Origin of the sequence: Exiguobacterium sp. s145, assembly GCF_018618835.1 — a bacterium.
In the GTDB taxonomy this organism is placed as follows: Bacteria; Bacillota; Bacilli; order Exiguobacteriales; family Exiguobacteriaceae; genus Exiguobacterium_A; species Exiguobacterium_A artemiae.
In genome coordinates, this window is sequence record NZ_JACSMV010000013.1 from 68,586 (window position 1) to 84,707 (window position 16,122).

The window sequence follows — 16,122 nt, forward strand, 5'->3', positions numbered from 1 at the left end:
TTCATCGTCATGTCATTATTTGTTTTTATTTAGGAAAGGATGAAGTGTATGTTGCAGTTTCTTCAACGAATCGGTAAAGCTTTAATGCTGCCGATCGCCGTTTTACCAGCCGCGGGAATTGTCCTTCGACTCGGTTCAGCCGATATGTTGGATATTCCGTTAATGGTGGCAGCAGGTGGTGCGATTTTTGATAATCTTCCACTGATTTTTGCGATTGGTGTTGCGATTGGATTATCCATTGATGCCAGCGGAGCTGCCGGATTGGCAGGAGCAGTCGGGTATTTGGTCTTAAAAACGGGCGTTGACTCGATGAATAAGGATTATTCAAATGCCCAGATTCAGGCCAAGTACGATGCGATTGCCGCCATTGTCAATGACTCCTCGACGAAAGTGGACGGAGCGACCTTAAGTTCCATTGCCAATCAGGCAACCTTAGGATCAATGGTCAACATGGCTGTCTTCGGCGGAATTATTGCCGGTATCGTTGCCGGTTTGTTGTACAACCGATTTTACAATATTAAATTACCGGATTGGTTAGCATTCTTCGGCGGACGCCGTTTTGTTCCGATCATCACGTCAGCCGCTATGCTGGTCTTAGCGTTTGTCTTTGGTTACTTATGGCCGTTCATTGAAGACGGAATCAATAATGCGGGAGAATGGATGGTCAGCCTTGGAGCAGGAGGGGCCGCACTGTTTGGATTCTTCAACCGTCTGTTAATTCCTGTCGGTCTTCACCATGTCTTGAACAATATTTTCTGGTTTGTCTTCGGTTCATATGAAAAAGCGGATGGAACAATTGCGAATGGAGATATCGCACGCTTCTTCGCTGGAGATCCGACAGCCGGTATTTATCAAGCCGGATTTTTCCCGATCATGATGTTCGCTTTACCGGCTGCAGCAGCAGCCATGGTCATGGCGGCACGCAAAGAAAATCGGAAAGCCGTCGCAGGGGCGATGATTGGTCTTGGATTAACATCATTCCTGACAGGGATTACGGAACCGATTGAGTTTTCATTCATGTTCTTGTCACCGGTCTTATATGTCATGCACGCCGTGTTGACGGGTGTTTCCATGGCAGTCGTCAATTTACTCGGTATCTTGCACGGGTTCTCCTTCTCTGCCGGTTTCATTGACTATGTCCTGAACTTCGGAATCGCGACAAAACCGTTGCTTTTACTCGTTGTCGGTCTCGTATTCGCCGTCATTTATTACTTCCTGTTCTACTTCATGATCACGAAATTCGATCTGAAAACGCCGGGTCGTGAAGATGAATCACTTGTAACGGATGCAGGCCCTGTCACGGGTGTATCAGACGATAAGTACGAGCAACAAGCAGCACGTATTTTTGCAGGCTTACAAGGAACGGACAACGTTACAGCGATTGATAACTGTGCGACACGTCTCCGTCTCCAGGTAAAAGATTCAACGATCATTGACGAAGCTGCAATTAAAGCGGCCGGCGCAAAAGGTGTTATGAAGATGGGCGCGAAAAACGTCCAAATCATCATCGGTACGGATGTCGAGTTCGTCGCTGATGCGATGAAACGTCAAAAATAATGCTATAAAAAAACGACCTTTCCTGATTGCTCAGGAGAGGTCGTTTTGACGTGGAACAGAAGTAGTCGATTGTTTCAGACTGCTGACGTAAATCGGATAGAAAATTCCAATCAGGATGATGATGATCCCGATCCACTGTGAACCGGAGAGATGCTCACCGAGGATGAGGACGGAACAGATGACGGCAGTCGGCAGTTCGGCTGCACCAAGCAAGGAGACGCTGGCCGGGCTTAAGTGTGGGGCACCTGCTGCGAATAACAGCGGTGGCAGAATTAAGGCGAACAGACCCAGTGGAAGTGCGTACCAGATCAGTCCCTGTTCGAAATTCGCTGCAGTCAGGAAAGTCGTCGGCGGATACATAATCATGACGAAGAGAAGTCCGCCTGTCATCATATAAAAGCTTTTTTTAATGACCGGTACATGGTTTGCGACCCGTCCGCTCGCAAGCAGGAAGATCGAGAAACTGACGGCTGCGCCGAGTCCGAACAACGTACCGCGCACGTCAAGGGCGCTCGTATAAGCAGCGCTCGCTAAAATGGCACCGCCGATCAATAGGACGGCAGACAAGAAATGAGAACGCGACGGCAGACGTTTTGCCAAAATCGAATCAATCACGACACCAATCCATGTGAATTGGAAGAGGAGAATGATGGCGACTGAAGCGGAGACGGTTTGTAGGCTCTGATAATACAGGTAACCGGTCGTGCCGCTTGAAATTCCGATGGCCATTAAAGTAAGAGCTGTTTTCGGATTCAGACGAAGATTTTTTGACAGCAGGGCTAAGACAAAAATCATCAGCCATCCGAAGAAAAATTGACTTCCGGAAACAGCGGCTGAGTCAAAACCGGCACCGTAAGCCAGTTTGACGATGGTCGACAGGACGCCGTAACTGATGGCGCCGATTAAGACGAAAAGTGTTGCTTTTGAACGATTCATACAGATCCCTCCATGTTTTAGAACGCACAAAAAAGGTTGCAACGGGGCCTTGTCCAGGTTTTTTGGACAGGGTTTGGTTGCAACCTGTGTGAGTTATTTAATGTTGAGTCCAGCCTTTTTGTAAAAGGTTGGCTTTAATTCATTGTAGCGGACGGTCAATTGATTAAAGGTTTTGAGTGCTTCTGTCGCTTGACGGGAAGTCCGGTTTAAATCAGCTGTTGCTTCATCAATCTTAACGAAGTTCGGTTTTTCGGTCAAGTAGGAAAGCACTTTCTTTTCTGAATCAATCGTCGCCGCATAACGTTTCAAAAACGTATCAAAAGCCTTCTCCCGCTCTTTAAAGATATTGATAAGGGCTGTCCCGTCTTTTTTAGCGGCAGGCAACGAAGATAGGGTACTTGTTAATTCCGCAAGGTCTAACTCATCAAAAGCATGGGTACGGATTGTCTGTTCTTGTTTTAACAATTTGACACGGTTTTGATTCAGAGCGGTCAATTCATCCCGTTCATTTTGTGCCCGTTTAATATCATCGGCCCCGGCTTCGAGGACGGCTTGGTAGGTATTGACGGAAATTTCATCTTGGCGTGTCCGTTGCTCGGCGACGACTGCTGCTTTTTGTTCGGACTTCGCTTGTTCTTCCAACTGCTCGTATACCGAAGCAGCCGGATCACTCGAACAGGCACTGAGAAGCAAGAGGCCGAGACAGGTCAAACAACTGGTGAGGATCATCCGTTTATTAATCATGAAAGGAACTCCTTATAAATTAGAGAATTTTGCGAAATTATACGGGACATGAAAATCTTCATCATAGATGGAAAATTGATAGCCTTTTTTCTTTAATCCGGCGACAATCGCAGGCAATGCCTGCAATGTTTGTGGTTGTTCATGCAACAGGATGATTTCGACCGGGCCTTCCGCACGGCTGATGACAGTGTTGGCAACTTCCTTGGCACTATCTTTGTAGTACCAGTCCATCGAATCGATCGACCAGTCCCACACCCGAAGTTTCGCCTGTTCGATCTCTTTTGCAATCGACTTGGTAATGCCGGGTGTTGATCCATAAGGCGGACGTGTCAACAACGGGCTGTGATTCGTCAGTTGGTTGATTTGTTTCTGTACCCGCAGCATCTCGGGAACATACTGCTTTTTCTTATACAACGTGTCGTAATCATGAGTTTCACTGTGTGGTCCGATGTAATGTCCAGCCTTTGCCATCGAGCGGACGACATCCGGTTGCTCATTGATGTTACTTCCGATCAAAAAAAAAGTCGCTTTAACTTCTTGTTCTTTTAATGATTTCAAGATGTCTGAAGTCAAAGCGGTCGGTCCGTCTTCAAATGTCAGATACGCCACTTTTTTAGTAATCCCGTTCCATTTCTCGACGCGTACCTTGTCCAGGTTCGGAGTCGGAACTTCCTGTAAAGATTGGACGGTTTTTACGCTCGCTTGTTGTTGTGTCGAAGTCAAGTACTGATAAACGATGTAACCGCCAATCGGAAGAAGAATCAGCGCCAGCACGATCAAAAGCTTAGCGAAATACTTTCGTTTGGGTTTTCGGTATCTTGGACCAAGTCCGATGGGATTGCCTGAGTTGTATGAATCCATTGATGTCTGAGCTCCTTTACGGAAAATCTTATGAGTTAAATGTAACATTTTGTCTGTTTCATTTGTAACAAAAATATTACAAAAAGATGACTGGATAACCTGTAATTCAAAAAAAGTTGATTAAGATAGAAATAATGTTATATTTTCAAACAAAAAAAGAAGTCCATCCGCTACGGTAGACTTCCTTCTTCAAGCAAATTTGCGATTAGTGTTCTGTAACAGCACACTCATCACATTCTGTTTTATACGATTCGCATTGTTCATCCATTTCTTTTCCGCAATGGGAGCAGGTTTTGACCGGAAGTTGACGGTAAAACTCGGGAGAGGTCTCTTGGTAAAGGGGTTGTTCCATGATTGTGTTCCTCCTCTTAGTATATGGATGTACCAGCAAACAACACTGAATTTATTTTATTGTACTAGTACAGAAGCGGTATGTCAATCTTTGTTTTATAACAGAAGTTTCTTTAGCAAGTCTTGTCATATGACAGGTAAGCGTAGAGGATGATACGATAACATAGTAAACAGATGTACCTAGAGGGGGATCATTATGAATCAAACATTATCTGACACACTATCGATTTTGACAGAACGCCGGTCAGTTCGTCATTACGATGAGACATTCACGCTTTCACAAAAAGAAGTACAAGAATTGGTTGAATTGACGACAGCTGCGCCAAGTGCCTGGAACCTGCAACATTGGCATTTCGTTGCCTTCCATTCGGAAGAAGCGAAACAACGATTAGCTCCAATCGCTTACAATCAGCCGGCCATCAGTTCTTCTTCCGTCGTCATTGCCGTACTAGGGGATTTACAGGCAAACCGAAACTATAATCCGGTTTATGGACCAGCTGTAGAAGCAGGAGGCATGACGGAAGACTTGTTTGACTCGATCAAAGGACAAGTAGAAGGGGCTTATCAAAGCGAGGCTTACGCGAGAGATGCAGCCATGTCAAACGCAAGTTTAGCTGCGATGCAACTGATGCTAGTTGCTGAAGCAAAAGGACTCTCGACACTCGCGATGGGCGGATTCAATCACCAACTCTTTACAGAAACGTTTATTACAGACGAACGTTATGTCCCGGTCATGTTGATTGCTGTCGGGAAAGCAATCGAAGACGCGAAAAAACGTCCGGCGCTCCGTTTACCGGTCGATCAAGTGACGACTATTCTATAAGTAAAAGAGAGGGGCTGAATCAACATTGAGTTCAGCCTCGTTCATTTTTATTTTTCATATTTTTTTAGAAAAGTACTTGTCAGATGGTTAGTTTCTTGCTATATTAATACATGTCCTAGCAAGTACATAACGTACTGCATCATGATTCTGTAGCTCAGCTGGGAGAGCGCTACCTTGACAGGGTAGAGGTCGCTGGTTCGAGCCCAGTCAGAATCATACCAAAAACCCGTTCATCCTTGGATGAGCGGGTTTTTTTGTTTTAATCATTGGTTTGAAGTTCATCTTCTGTCACCCATTTATGATTTTTAATCGTTTTTCCACCGGTTGTCGGTTTAAAATCGACCATATACACGGTTGTCTGATCGGCTTGATCAATGGTCGCTTTTGCACCATCCATCCCTTTCATGTGATCAGCCGCTAAAGTCACCTCATCACCTGCTTGCAACGGTGAAGCCGGAACCGGGTTGAGTTCTTCCTGAATCACCCATTTATGATTACTGACTTTTTTACCACCGTTCGTTGGTGTATAGCTGACTTCATATACTGTTGTATCAAATGAATCGACGATTGTTGCTTTTGCGCCATCCATTCCTTTCATATGATCAGAGGACAGAAGGACGTCTGATCCGTCTTTAAACTTCGGATTTTCAGCTTGTTTCAGTCCAGCGGGAATTTTCCCGTCACTTGAATGCATCATCCCTGCATGGGAATCGTTCTTATTATCATGCATATCGTGTGAAGTAGAGGAATTGGAATCAGATCCGCAGGCACCTAAACTTAGGACAGCAGAAAGAGCGAGTGATGTAACGAGTAGTTGTTTTTTCATGAAAATTGACCTCCTGTAGTAATTTGGTTATGTGACTACTATACCCGTGTTTCGTGCAGAAACCGTGCAGAAAGAGTGACAATTCAATTACCTGACTGAATGAGTCATTGGAAAAGTGTATCGTAATAGTGAAGAAAAAGGAGGAGCAGGGCGTGCGGCATATTTCATACTACATTGGTCTACTTTTTTTGACTGCCATTCTTGTCATCGGCGGCATTCTGTTCAGTACCCTCTATTTAAACCTTGTGAATCAAAGGACGAATGAAGTGGTCCTCGGTTTGCTGAACCGAGGGAACACGCACCGCGATGTCCTCGAGGAATCATTTCATGCGGAAACATTGGAACATGTCAGTTTGATGGAATCAGCATCCGAATTTACCGTCGTTATCACGGATCAAAAAGGAAAAATTTTAAAGGCTTCGCATCCACTTACTCCCAAAATGAAAGTAGAGCTTATCCATACGGAATTTCAAACACAACGAAAAGATCGGATTTTAAGAGCTCAAGCGGAAACGAAGGGTTTTTTTATGACAGATAGTCCAATCACGATTTCAGGTGTTCATCGTGGGCATGTCTTCATGTTTGCTCCGGAAACGTTAATTCAACAAGTCGTCGACCCGTTAAGACAACAATTCATTCAAGTTGGTATCATTGCCGTCCTTCTGTCGCTTACGACTGTCGTGCTGTGTACACGATTGATTTCAAGACCACTCATTGAGATGGAGCGTGCGACGGCCAAGTTGAAAGAAGGAAACCTTGACGTGGATTTACCGGTAAACCGCTCGGATGAGCTTGGGGCACTGGCACGCTCCATCACACAGTTGGCAAAAGATCTTGATTTTTTGAATCGTGAACGGACAGAATTTTTAGCAAATATCTCGCACGAACTTCGAACTCCGCTGACCTACATGAAGGGTTATGCGGATATATTACATCGTCCAAACTTGCCGGAATCTGAAAAAACAGCTTATCTGTCGATTATCAAAGAAGAAAGCGATCATTTGAGCACATTGATTGAACAGCTGATGTTACTGGCACGTTCCGATACGAATGCATTCTCAGTCGAACGAGTGCCGCTTGCGCTCGATCAATTGATTGTCTCGACGACAGAGAAAATGCGACCTGCAATTGAAGAAAAAGGGCTGCATTTGCATGTATCAGGGGAACCGGTAGAGATAGCAGGAGATGAAATTCGGCTCAAGCAAGTGCTGATAAATGTATTGGATAACGCAAAAAAATATACAGCAACCGGTGAAATCGTCGTCCGATACGGCAGGAATGAAACAGGACCGTATTTTCAAGTACGTGATACAGGAAGCGGCATCAGCCAAGAAAGTTTACCCCATGTGACAAAACGTCTGTACCGCAGTGAACCGTCACGATCACGAAGCCGGGGCGGATCAGGGCTTGGTTTGACGATTGCCTTGGCAATCGTTCAAGCACACGATGCGACATTAGATATCAAGAGTGAAAAGAATGCCGGGACGAGTGTGATGATTCAATGGAAGGTGTGAAGAAATGGCTCGAATTTTAATCGTTGATGATGAACAACGGATGCTTCAATTAATGAAGTTATATCTGGTACCCTATGGTCATACATGTCATTTAGCCGACACGGCCGAAAAAGCGCTCGACATCGTCAAGACCGTTCCCATCGATTTGGCCTTACTCGATGTCATGATGCCCGATATGGATGGATGGACGTTGTGTGAAAATATAAGACGAATGGCTGATTTTCCAATCATTATGGTGACAGCGCGGAATCAAATGGAAGATGTGCTACGGGGGCGCAAAGTCGGTGCAGATGATTATGTGGCAAAGCCGATTCATGAAGGAGAATTATTAGGACGAATCGAACTGTTGATTGGTCGAGAAAAGCGGGAGCAGTATGCATTTCATGGACTGCAGTATGACGTCGCAGGATATCATTGTACATTCGACGGACAAAAAATCTTACTGACGAAAACAGAGTTTCAACTTTTAGGAAAACTCTTGACGTCCGTGAATGGCGTCTTATCAAGAGAACAATTGGTTTTGTCGCTGTGGGGCGATGATCAATCGATTGAACCACGAACGATTGATTCTCATATGCGTCATCTTCGTGAGAAATTGCGCCGTTCCGGTTTTCCAATCGATGAGTATTTGGAGACTGTCCGAGGTGTGGGTTATCGTTTACTGGAGCAGACAAAAGACAGCTAAAAGGAGAATTGAAATGACAACGACAATTTATTTAGTCCGCCATGCACATTCGACCTATTCTACAGACGAAGAAGCACGTCCTTTATCAGAACAGGGGAGAGACGATGCGGAACAACTGACGACTCTTTTTGAAGGGATTAAACCGGACCAGATTTACGCGAGTCCGTATCGGCGAGCGATTGAAACGGTCCAGCCTTTAGCAGAACAATATGGATTAGTCATTCAAGAAGCAGCGGCTTTTCAAGAACGGTTATTGGCGCCCGAAGAACTGCCGGATTTTCAACAGGCTGTCGGTTATGTATGGGAACATCCGGATGAAAATCCGTATGGAGGTGAATCAAACGTTACGGCACAACGGCGGATCGTGCCTGAAATCAAACGATTACTAGAAAAACATAAAGATCAAACCGTCGTCATCGGAACACACGGGAATATCATGGTGTTATTAATGCAACATTTTGATCCGGCATATGGATATGCGTTCTGGAAAACGCTAAAGATGCCGGCTGTGTATCAAATGACATTTAAAGACGAAACCTTCCTTCAGATTGAAGAAGTTTGTCAGCATAACTAAAAAAACAGGAGATTGTCCCTTCGATAAGGGACCTTCTCCTGTTTTGATTATGCTTTTACCTTTTCATGTTTTTGGATTAAATCTGCCGTCAGTTGACCCGACAAAGTGACCATCGGAACGCCACCGCCCGGATGTGTTGAACCGCCGACGAAGTAAAGCCCTTCGTAGAGATCACTTTTCGATGGAATCTTGAAGCCGCCGTTCTTTTTCCGATCGGCAGCCACACCGTAAATCGAACCGCCGTTCGGACCGTATAGTGATTTCAAGTCTTCCGGTGTAAAGCGGTATTCGAATTCAATCGATTCACGTAAGTCGGTCAGTCCCATCCGTTCTAATTTATCAAGGACGACTTCACGATACGCATCCCAATCGGTTTTGCCGTCTTGTTTCGTCAGTGGCGGAACGTGCGTCAGGACAAACAGATTGTCTTTTCCTTCCGGTGCCTGGGAAGCATCTGATTTAGAGGAGACACCGACATAAATCGTTGGATCTTCTGGCGGAACACCATCCTTGAACATTTGGGCAAATTCCCGTTCCGGATCATCCGAGAAGAAGAAGTTATGGTGCTTAAGATCTTTATACTCGCGGTTCACACCAAGTAACAGGACAAGACCGGAAACGGACGGAACGAAGGACTGATTTAACTTTTTAGCCTGTTTTGGTCCTTTTTTCTCTGAGATGAGATGTTGATAGGTCGGAATGACCTCCAGGTTTGAGACGACGACATCAGCCGGATAAAATGTACCGTCTGTCGTTTCCACGCCGACCGCACGTTTGCCCTCTGTGACGACACGTGCGACAGGTGTATTGACATGAATCGTCACCCGGAGTTCGTCAAGCACCGTCTTCATGGCACGGGCGATATTGTACATGCCGCCTTTGACGTAATAGATACCAAGTCCCATCTGAACATAAATCATCTGGTTGAAGACGGCAGGAGCTTCGTAAGGGTTGGAGCCGACGTACATGACCATATAATTAAACAGTTGCTCCAGATACTTGTTGTTCAAGTGTTTTTTCGTACCGCTTGCTACTGTATTGAGTGGATCCATCTTAAGTAATTCAGACATCGTATGGTATTTTTTTAAGTCTTTTAAATCTTCGAGACTGTATTTGTAGAAACTGTCTAAACACAGGTCATACATCTTTTTAGAATAACTGAACAATTCGACGAAATCCGCTTGATCGGAAACTTTTTTAAATTCCTCAAGCATTCCCGGGAGATCGCCTTTGACGTCAAGTTGTGTACCGTCTTCAAAGAAAGTCCGCCATTGCGGTTCGATGCGTTCGATTTCCAAATAGTCGTCGAGTCGACGGTGGACGCTCGTAAACAATTGTTCGAGTACCCAAGGCATCGTCAAGATTGAAGGACCGGTATCGAACGTAAATCCTTGGCCGCTACGTTGGTTTAATTTCCCGCCAACATTTCCATTTTGTTCTAGCATCGTGACTTCATAACCGTCTCCCGCAAGGCGGATTGCTGCTGACATACCTGCTAAACCTGCTCCAATAACGACTGCCTGTTTCTTCAAAAAAATCACATCTCCTTATGTTTTAGTAAATAAACGGAATCAAACGTTTTCTTTTGCGGGCCCAGTCCGTGTAAGCAGGACCAAATCCTTTGGTTAACATCTGTTCCTCGATTCGAATACGGTGAAGCAAAGCGATGAACATCAGGATTCCGGCACATAACGTGACAAACAAATTCCCGAAGTATAACGGGAAACTTAACGTGATAAAAAACAGACCGGAATAGAGGGGGTGGCGTAATGCCCGATAAGGACCCGTGCTGACAAGCCGGTCGCCCGGATTGACAGCAACATGGCGGGTGAACTGATGCTTGAGATGATAAATCCCCCAATAGCGCAGAACGACACCGGAAGTCAAAAGGAGCAATCCGATTTCACGTGACAAGGGAAGTCGAATTGAATCACTGAACAGAACGGAAAAAAGGATTGTGGTGATTAACGTAGCTAAAATCCAATAAAAACTTTGCCGTTCTTCCAGTGGAGAAGGTTCCTTCTTACGGTTTCGGAACAGAAACAATTCGAATAACCAAAGAAGAGAGACGGCAATGAACACTTTATCTAAAATGGTCATAAGATTCGCCCCTGACTGATACTAATCATTATTTAAAGAAAACGCATACAAGAAATCTTTACCCGAAAGGCTGAACATTCAATCCTTGTGTCGGACAATCCAGCTTCTTTTGGCAAACTGAGAATTAATTCATTTTGATTACACCTGTACAAAAAATGGTGGCATTTTGAAATGAATGTTATTCTAAAATTAAAGACTAATTACCCTGTTTTGGAAAAAAGGAGTTTTAAGAGATATGAAAAAATTAAAGCAAACGGTGATCGGGTTACTGGCGATTCTCCTCTCACTCGTCAGTTTTTCACTGGCCGCAGAAGCATCCAGTTACCGCCAGGCGAAAACACCGCTCAATCTTCGAAGCGGGGCTTCGACAACAAAAGCAGTCGTCGCAGTGATTCCGACTACTGTCTATGTCAATGAAATCAGCCGACTCGGGACATGGTCAAAAGTTCGTTATGGAACACAGACAGGGTATGCCAGTACAAAATATTTACTGACCGATCAACAAATCGGTGGGTTACGCATCGGCAAGACATTAATCGTTAATCCAAATCTTCCGTTACGTTCGACGTATGCGCCGGGAGAAAGTACAGTTGCACGGGCCGCATTTGAAAAAATGAAACGGGCTGCCAAAGCGGAAAAGATTACGCTGGTCGCATTCAGTACATACCGTTCATATGCGTATCAAAAAGCCTTATTTGAAAAATATGTGGCACGGGATGGTTTTGAGAAAGCCAGCACGTACAGTGCCCAGCCGGGAAAAAGTGAACATCAAACAGGACTGGGTTTTGATATCGGAGGCGCCGATTCATCAAAATATGCCAAGTTCAGCTTCTCAAGTACAAAAGAAGCAAAATGGCTGGCTGCCAATGCCCACCGTTTTGGATTCCATCTCCGTTACCCGCTCGGAAAAGAATCATGGACAGGCTACACATATGAAAGTTGGCATTACCGTTATGTCGGAGCAACGCTTGCGGCGCAGCTGAAAATGACCGGATTGACAATGGAAGAATACTATCAATTGGCACCGGGTAAACCAAGTACACCGTAACAGGTTTCACTTCAAGCTTTAAATGGTAAAGAAATGGTGTATTCCTCATCGTCAGCAGCAGCGGTCTGCCTTTTTTCGAAAGAGGTGGAAAGTTGTGGCGAAAAAAGAAGAAAAGCACCATATCATGACCTTTACATTTGAAGAAGAAGCGACCTCGTATCAGGTATTCAGTGAATTAAAGAAATATCATGCGAATGGCCAAGTCGATTTTGAACAAATCGCTGTCATTAAACGAAGTGAAAGCGGAGCTTTTTCCTTTGAAGATGCTGTCGACTTGAGCGGCTCCAACAAAGCCTTTAAAGGTTCTTTAATCGGTATGGCAGTCGGGATTCTCGGGGGACCGTTCGGTATTTTATTAGGTTCGATGACCGGGATGCTGATTGGCGGATCAAAAGACTTAAAAGAGAATCAAGCTGTTCAAGAAACATTTAAACGGACACTTGGTGTGATTCCACCTGGTAAGACGGGAATCATTGCAATCGGGGAAGAATTCGAACCATCCGTACTGGATGGACTGGTCGCGAAACATAATGGAACGATTGATCGGACAGATGAATTGCTCGAAAAATAATCAAAAAAATCCTTCCCTCATCAAGAGGGGAGGATTTTTTTAGATTAAGATTGACGTTCTTTTTTTACTTTTTTGAAGAAGAAGAGCTCGTAGACGACCGGGACGATGATGAGCGTCAAGAGTGTTGACGTCGTCAATCCGCCGATGACAGTCAAGGCGAGACCTTTTGAAATCAGGGTACCGGATGACGTTGTCAGTGCGAGCGGGACAAGCGCCATGATAGTAGCGAATGCCGTCATCAGGATGGGACGAAGTCGTGTCTTACCGGCTTCAATCAAGGATTCCCGAACCGGAAGTCCACGTGTGATGTTCTGACCAATCCGGTCAACAAGCACAATCGCGTTGGTCGTGACGATTCCGATCAGCATGAGGAATCCGATCATAACACTGACAGACAATGGTTCGTTAGCTAGGAACAGTGTAACGAGCGAACCGATCGGAACGAAAATGAGCGATGACAAGATGATGAACGGAATCCGTGCTTTTCCGAACGTGATTAACATCGTCAAGTAAACGAGACCGATGGCAACGACGATGGCAATTCCGAGAGATTGGAAGATTTCAACCGTATCATCATTTCCGCCGCCACTTGTTAAGGAAACGCCGTCCGGCAAGTCAATTTTTTCGACAGCAGCTTTGACGTCACTGGAGACCGTTTGGACGTTATCGCCTTTGACTTGACCCGAAACGCGGGCATAGACTTTACCGTCCAGTTTTTGAATCGATGTGAAGGTATCGACTTCATTGACGGTTGCGACATCTTTTAAGGCGACAGGACCGGCAGCCGAGAAGAGCTGGACATTTTCAAGATCTTCTTTCGACGTCAAGTCTTCCTTGTAAGACAATTGGACGTCCTGATCTTTGTCATCAAGGTTCAGTGTACCGACCGTGACAGGTTTAGTCTGGTCGTTGACCGTACCAAGAATCTGGAAGCCGGATAAACCACGATCACTGGCTTTTTCAGAATCAATTTCGACAAGGAATTGTTTTTGTTTCTCGCTAAAGTTATTCGTAACATATTTCAAATCATTGTTTTTGTTCATATTGTCTTCCACCAGTTTAGCTGCTTTTTGGAGCGCTTCTAAATCAGTCGAGAACAAATCAACATCTACATTATTATTGGATGGGGGACCACCTGTCGACAGTTCAGCAACGCTGATTTTGACGTCGACACCATCTTCTTTTGCGATATCATCCATTTTGGTTTCGAGGGATTTGATCGTTTTTTCGACATCAGCCCCGTCTTTTAAATTCAAGAAGTAGCTGGCTTTGTTGTCAAGTCGCAATCCGGTCGTGAAGTCACGTGCTCCGACGGATGTCGTGACATCAGCAATGGCGTTTTCCTGATCAAACATTTTTTCCATGTTCAGCGAAACATCACTTGTTTTCTCAAGCGACGTTGCAGCAGGAAGCTCCAGTGAAGCAGTCAATGTTTTTGAAGCTTCATTCGGAATGAACGTAAAGCCGAGTTGCGGTACGATGGCAAGCGAACCACCGAGTAACAAGAAGGAAACAACTAAGATGATCGCTTTATGCGACAATGATTTTTCAATCAGTGTGCCGTACCACCGTTGTAAGACGCCTTCTTTTTCTTCCGCCGGTACCTTTTTAAAGGCGAACTTCGCTAAGATCGGTACAATTGTAATCGCGACAAGTAGGGAAGCGAGTAACGAGAAGATGATGGTTAAGGCGAACGGTAAGAAGAATTTACCTGTGATACCGCCGACAAAGCCGATCGGCAAGAAGACGACGACGGTCGTAAGCGTCGAAGACGTGATGGCTTTTAAAATCTCTTTTGTTGATTGTTCGATGACTTCATCTGTCATACCGTCATCTGATTTTCGGACCCGTCGGAAAATGTTTTCAATGACGACGATACTGTCATCGACGACCCGGCCGACAGCAACTGCCATACCACCGAGTGTCATGATATTTAATGAAATAGCCTGCCAGTTCAAGAAGATGGCCGCAATCAAGAGTGACAGCGGAATTGAGACGATTGCAATGATCGTCGCCCGGATATTCCGTAGGAACAAAAGGACAGCCAGTGAAGCGAACAAGGCCCCGAGTAATCCTTCTTTGACAAGCGTAGCGACGGATTCTTCGATGTCTTTCGCAGAATCAATACCAATCGTATAATCGATTTGGTCATCATATTTGTTTAAGATTTTTGTGACGCCGTCAGCAATTTCAACCGTATTAGCGTCTTGTTTTTTGGTAATCGCCATCGAGAGAGAATCTTTTAAATCATAACGTGTTTTTTCACTTTGCTTCGAGACAGCTTCAATGGTAGCGATGTCTGAAAGACGAACCGGTTCCGCTTGTTCTGTCGGAGCACCCGTTTCGCCGGTAGCACCAGCCGGGGGTCCTGATTGGGCAGGTTGACCCTGGCCGCCGGAAGCAGCACCGGAAGCAACACTTGACGTCAATTGAAGATTTTTTAATTTATCCAAGTTTTCCAGTTTTTCTTCGACCCGGATCGGAATCTTCGAATCACCTTCTGCGAGCTGACCAGACGGGAAGGAAACATATTTGGCATTGATTTGTTCTTTAATGCTTGATAACGATAAACCGGCCGCTGTTGCCTTTTTGTTGTCGACAGTAATCTGGACTAAATCATCTTTGTAACCACCAACAGAAACACTGTTGATGCCCGGAATTTTATTCAGTTCCGGTTCGATTTCATTTTTTAGAAGGGACTCAATCTCTTTTCCGTCTTTACTAAAGAAGGAAATGTTGTAGATTGGGAACGATCCAAATGAGAAGCGGTTTAACTTCGTTGTCGCTTCTTCCGGAAGGTTAGCATCCTGGATCGCAGCATCGATTTGTTGTTCGACCTTGTCCATATCGGTATCAAATGGGAATTCGATATTGATGATCCCGATACTTTCATAAGCAGAGCTCGTGATTTTTGTCGAGCCCTCGATCCCTTTCAGTGCTGTCTCGAGTTTTGAGACGACCTGTTTATCGACATCATCCGGAGATGCGCCTGGATACACAGCTTCTACTGAAATTTGAGGAAATTCAATTTCAGGAAATTGATCCACTTTAAGCTGAGAAAACGAATATACGCCGCCCAAAACTAATAAAATAGCAATAATAAATACAGCGACAGAGTTCTTTAAACTAAACCTTGTTAAAAAATTCAACAGTTACCCCTCCTTTATTTTATATGTGCTTATTTACATAGTAGAGGACGAAACGAAACCCTGCAACTTTGAACTGTAGAGCAGAAAGAAAAAATATAATAAAAAAAATCAGAGAAAAGTCTTTACAGTTTTCAATATGTTGCTATAATAAACATATACCCAGGACACACGATCATGATTCTGTAGCTCAGCTGGGAGAGCGCTACCTTGACAGGGTAGAGGTCGCTGGTTCGAGCCCAGTCAGAATCATACCGAGCTCCCGTTCATCACACGATGAACGGGAGTTTTTTCATGTGACGAATTGTAATATTAAGTGCAACACCTAGCTGAAAACACAAAAAAAACCCATAACGGCCTCGTGTAGAATAGAGTTACCACACAAA

15 protein-coding genes and 2 tRNA genes are annotated in these 16,122 nt (G+C 44.7%); 9 read left to right on the forward strand and 8 right to left on the reverse strand.

Going from position 1 to position 16,122, the window contains the following annotated elements:
* The first annotated feature begins 48 nt into the window (after positions 1-48).
* Positions 49-1,557 carry an N-acetylglucosamine-specific PTS transporter subunit IIBC gene (nagE, locus tag KNQ07_RS10855; RefSeq protein ID WP_012369412.1) on the forward strand — a complete coding sequence of 503 codons (1,509 nt, stop codon included), beginning with the start codon at positions 49-51 and terminating at the stop codon, positions 1,555-1,557.
* Positions 1,558-1,587: 30 nt separating this feature from the next.
* Here nagE and KNQ07_RS10860 read toward each other — a convergent pair whose 3' ends face one another.
* The 4 genes from KNQ07_RS10860 to yhfH all read right to left on the reverse strand — a co-directional run bounded on the left by KNQ07_RS10860 (position 1,588) and on the right by yhfH (position 4,450).
* Positions 1,588-2,493: an EamA family transporter gene (locus KNQ07_RS10860; RefSeq protein ID WP_214766615.1), complete on the reverse strand. Its 906-nt coding sequence runs from the start codon at positions 2,491-2,493 to the stop codon at positions 1,588-1,590.
* A gap of 93 nt (positions 2,494-2,586) precedes the next feature.
* A complete protein-coding gene (locus tag KNQ07_RS10865) occupies positions 2,587-3,237 on the reverse strand; it encodes a YkyA family protein (RefSeq protein ID WP_214766617.1) in 651 nt (216 codons plus the stop codon).
* A 12-nt stretch (positions 3,238-3,249) separates the two neighbouring features.
* Entirely contained in the window at positions 3,250-4,098 is an 849-nt protein-coding gene (locus KNQ07_RS10870; RefSeq protein WP_214766619.1) for a polysaccharide deacetylase family protein, read from the reverse strand.
* A gap of 205 nt (positions 4,099-4,303) precedes the next feature.
* A complete protein-coding gene (yhfH, locus tag KNQ07_RS10875; RefSeq protein WP_251135546.1) occupies positions 4,304-4,450 on the reverse strand; it encodes a protein YhfH in 147 nt (48 codons plus the stop codon).
* A gap of 195 nt (positions 4,451-4,645) precedes the next feature.
* On the opposite strand from yhfH, the gene KNQ07_RS10880 reads away from it, so the two are divergent.
* Both KNQ07_RS10880 and KNQ07_RS10885 read left to right on the forward strand, forming a co-directional pair.
* A complete protein-coding gene (locus KNQ07_RS10880; RefSeq protein WP_214766621.1) occupies positions 4,646-5,272 on the forward strand; it encodes a nitroreductase family protein in 627 nt (208 codons plus the stop codon).
* Between the two features lie 143 nt (positions 5,273-5,415).
* Positions 5,416-5,488: transfer RNA gene (locus KNQ07_RS10885), tRNA-Val, on the forward strand.
* A gap of 43 nt (positions 5,489-5,531) precedes the next feature.
* Here the strand turns inward: KNQ07_RS10885 and KNQ07_RS10890 are convergent.
* Entirely contained in the window at positions 5,532-6,098 is a 567-nt protein-coding gene (locus tag KNQ07_RS10890; protein WP_214766623.1) for a YdhK family protein, read from the reverse strand.
* Between the two features lie 152 nt (positions 6,099-6,250).
* Between KNQ07_RS10890 and KNQ07_RS16110 the strand changes: the two genes are divergently transcribed.
* From KNQ07_RS16110 to KNQ07_RS10905, 3 genes are read left to right on the forward strand one after another with little or no spacing between them, the layout of a single operon-like run.
* Positions 6,251-7,612: a sensor histidine kinase gene (locus KNQ07_RS16110; protein WP_214766625.1), complete on the forward strand. Its 1,362-nt coding sequence runs from the start codon at positions 6,251-6,253 to the stop codon at positions 7,610-7,612.
* A gap of 4 nt (positions 7,613-7,616) precedes the next feature.
* A complete protein-coding gene (locus KNQ07_RS10900) occupies positions 7,617-8,297 on the forward strand; it encodes a response regulator transcription factor (RefSeq protein WP_131973655.1) in 681 nt (226 codons plus the stop codon).
* Between the two features lie 13 nt (positions 8,298-8,310).
* Positions 8,311-8,871 carry a histidine phosphatase family protein gene (locus KNQ07_RS10905; protein ID WP_214766627.1) on the forward strand — a complete coding sequence of 187 codons (561 nt, stop codon included), beginning with the start codon at positions 8,311-8,313 and terminating at the stop codon, positions 8,869-8,871.
* Positions 8,872-8,918: 47 nt separating this feature from the next.
* Here KNQ07_RS10905 and KNQ07_RS10910 read toward each other — a convergent pair whose 3' ends face one another.
* The gene (locus KNQ07_RS10910; protein ID WP_214766629.1) at positions 8,919-10,403 is read right to left on the reverse strand and encodes a phytoene desaturase family protein; all 1,485 of its coding nucleotides are present in this window, start codon (positions 10,401-10,403) and stop codon (positions 8,919-8,921) included.
* 22 nt (positions 10,404-10,425) lie between these two features.
* Positions 10,426-10,971 carry a methyltransferase family protein gene (locus KNQ07_RS10915; protein ID WP_214766631.1) on the reverse strand — a complete coding sequence of 182 codons (546 nt, stop codon included), beginning with the start codon at positions 10,969-10,971 and terminating at the stop codon, positions 10,426-10,428.
* 235 nt (positions 10,972-11,206) lie between these two features.
* Between KNQ07_RS10915 and KNQ07_RS10920 the strand changes: the two genes are divergently transcribed.
* Entirely contained in the window at positions 11,207-12,019 is an 813-nt protein-coding gene (locus KNQ07_RS10920) for a D-alanyl-D-alanine carboxypeptidase family protein (RefSeq protein ID WP_012369425.1), read from the forward strand.
* 94 nt (positions 12,020-12,113) lie between these two features.
* A complete protein-coding gene (locus KNQ07_RS10925) occupies positions 12,114-12,590 on the forward strand; it encodes a DUF456 domain-containing protein (protein ID WP_214766633.1) in 477 nt (158 codons plus the stop codon).
* Positions 12,591-12,634: 44 nt separating this feature from the next.
* Here the strand turns inward: KNQ07_RS10925 and KNQ07_RS10930 are convergent, their stop codons facing one another.
* Positions 12,635-15,739: an efflux RND transporter permease subunit gene (locus KNQ07_RS10930; protein WP_214766635.1), complete on the reverse strand. Its 3,105-nt coding sequence runs from the start codon at positions 15,737-15,739 to the stop codon at positions 12,635-12,637.
* Positions 15,740-15,915: 176 nt separating this feature from the next.
* Here KNQ07_RS10930 and KNQ07_RS10935 point away from each other — a divergent pair.
* Positions 15,916-15,988, forward strand: a tRNA-Val gene (locus tag KNQ07_RS10935).
* Positions 15,989-16,122: the final 134 nt, after the last annotated feature.

Bases quoted from the DNA above. Each gene is read 5' to 3' on its own strand.
- nagE (WP_012369412.1), top strand. From the start codon at position 49: ATGTTGCAGTTTCTTCAACGAATCGGTAAAGCTTTAATGCTGCCGATC.
- KNQ07_RS10860 (WP_214766615.1), bottom strand. From the start codon at position 2,493: ATGAATCGTTCAAAAGCAACACTTTTCGTCTTAATCGGCGCCATCAGT.
- KNQ07_RS10865 (WP_214766617.1), bottom strand. From the start codon at position 3,237: ATGATTAATAAACGGATGATCCTCACCAGTTGTTTGACCTGTCTCGGC.
- KNQ07_RS10870 (WP_214766619.1), bottom strand. From the start codon at position 4,098: ATGGATTCATACAACTCAGGCAATCCCATCGGACTTGGTCCAAGATAC.
- yhfH (WP_251135546.1), bottom strand. From the start codon at position 4,450: ATGGAACAACCCCTTTACCAAGAGACCTCTCCCGAGTTTTACCGTCAA.
- KNQ07_RS10880 (WP_214766621.1), top strand. From the start codon at position 4,646: ATGAATCAAACATTATCTGACACACTATCGATTTTGACAGAACGCCGG.
- KNQ07_RS10890 (WP_214766623.1), bottom strand. From the start codon at position 6,098: ATGAAAAAACAACTACTCGTTACATCACTCGCTCTTTCTGCTGTCCTA.
- KNQ07_RS10900 (WP_131973655.1), top strand. From the start codon at position 7,617: ATGGCTCGAATTTTAATCGTTGATGATGAACAACGGATGCTTCAATTA.
- KNQ07_RS10905 (WP_214766627.1), top strand. From the start codon at position 8,311: ATGACAACGACAATTTATTTAGTCCGCCATGCACATTCGACCTATTCT.
- KNQ07_RS10915 (WP_214766631.1), bottom strand. From the start codon at position 10,971: ATGACCATTTTAGATAAAGTGTTCATTGCCGTCTCTCTTCTTTGGTTA.
- KNQ07_RS10920 (WP_012369425.1), top strand. From the start codon at position 11,207: ATGAAAAAATTAAAGCAAACGGTGATCGGGTTACTGGCGATTCTCCTC.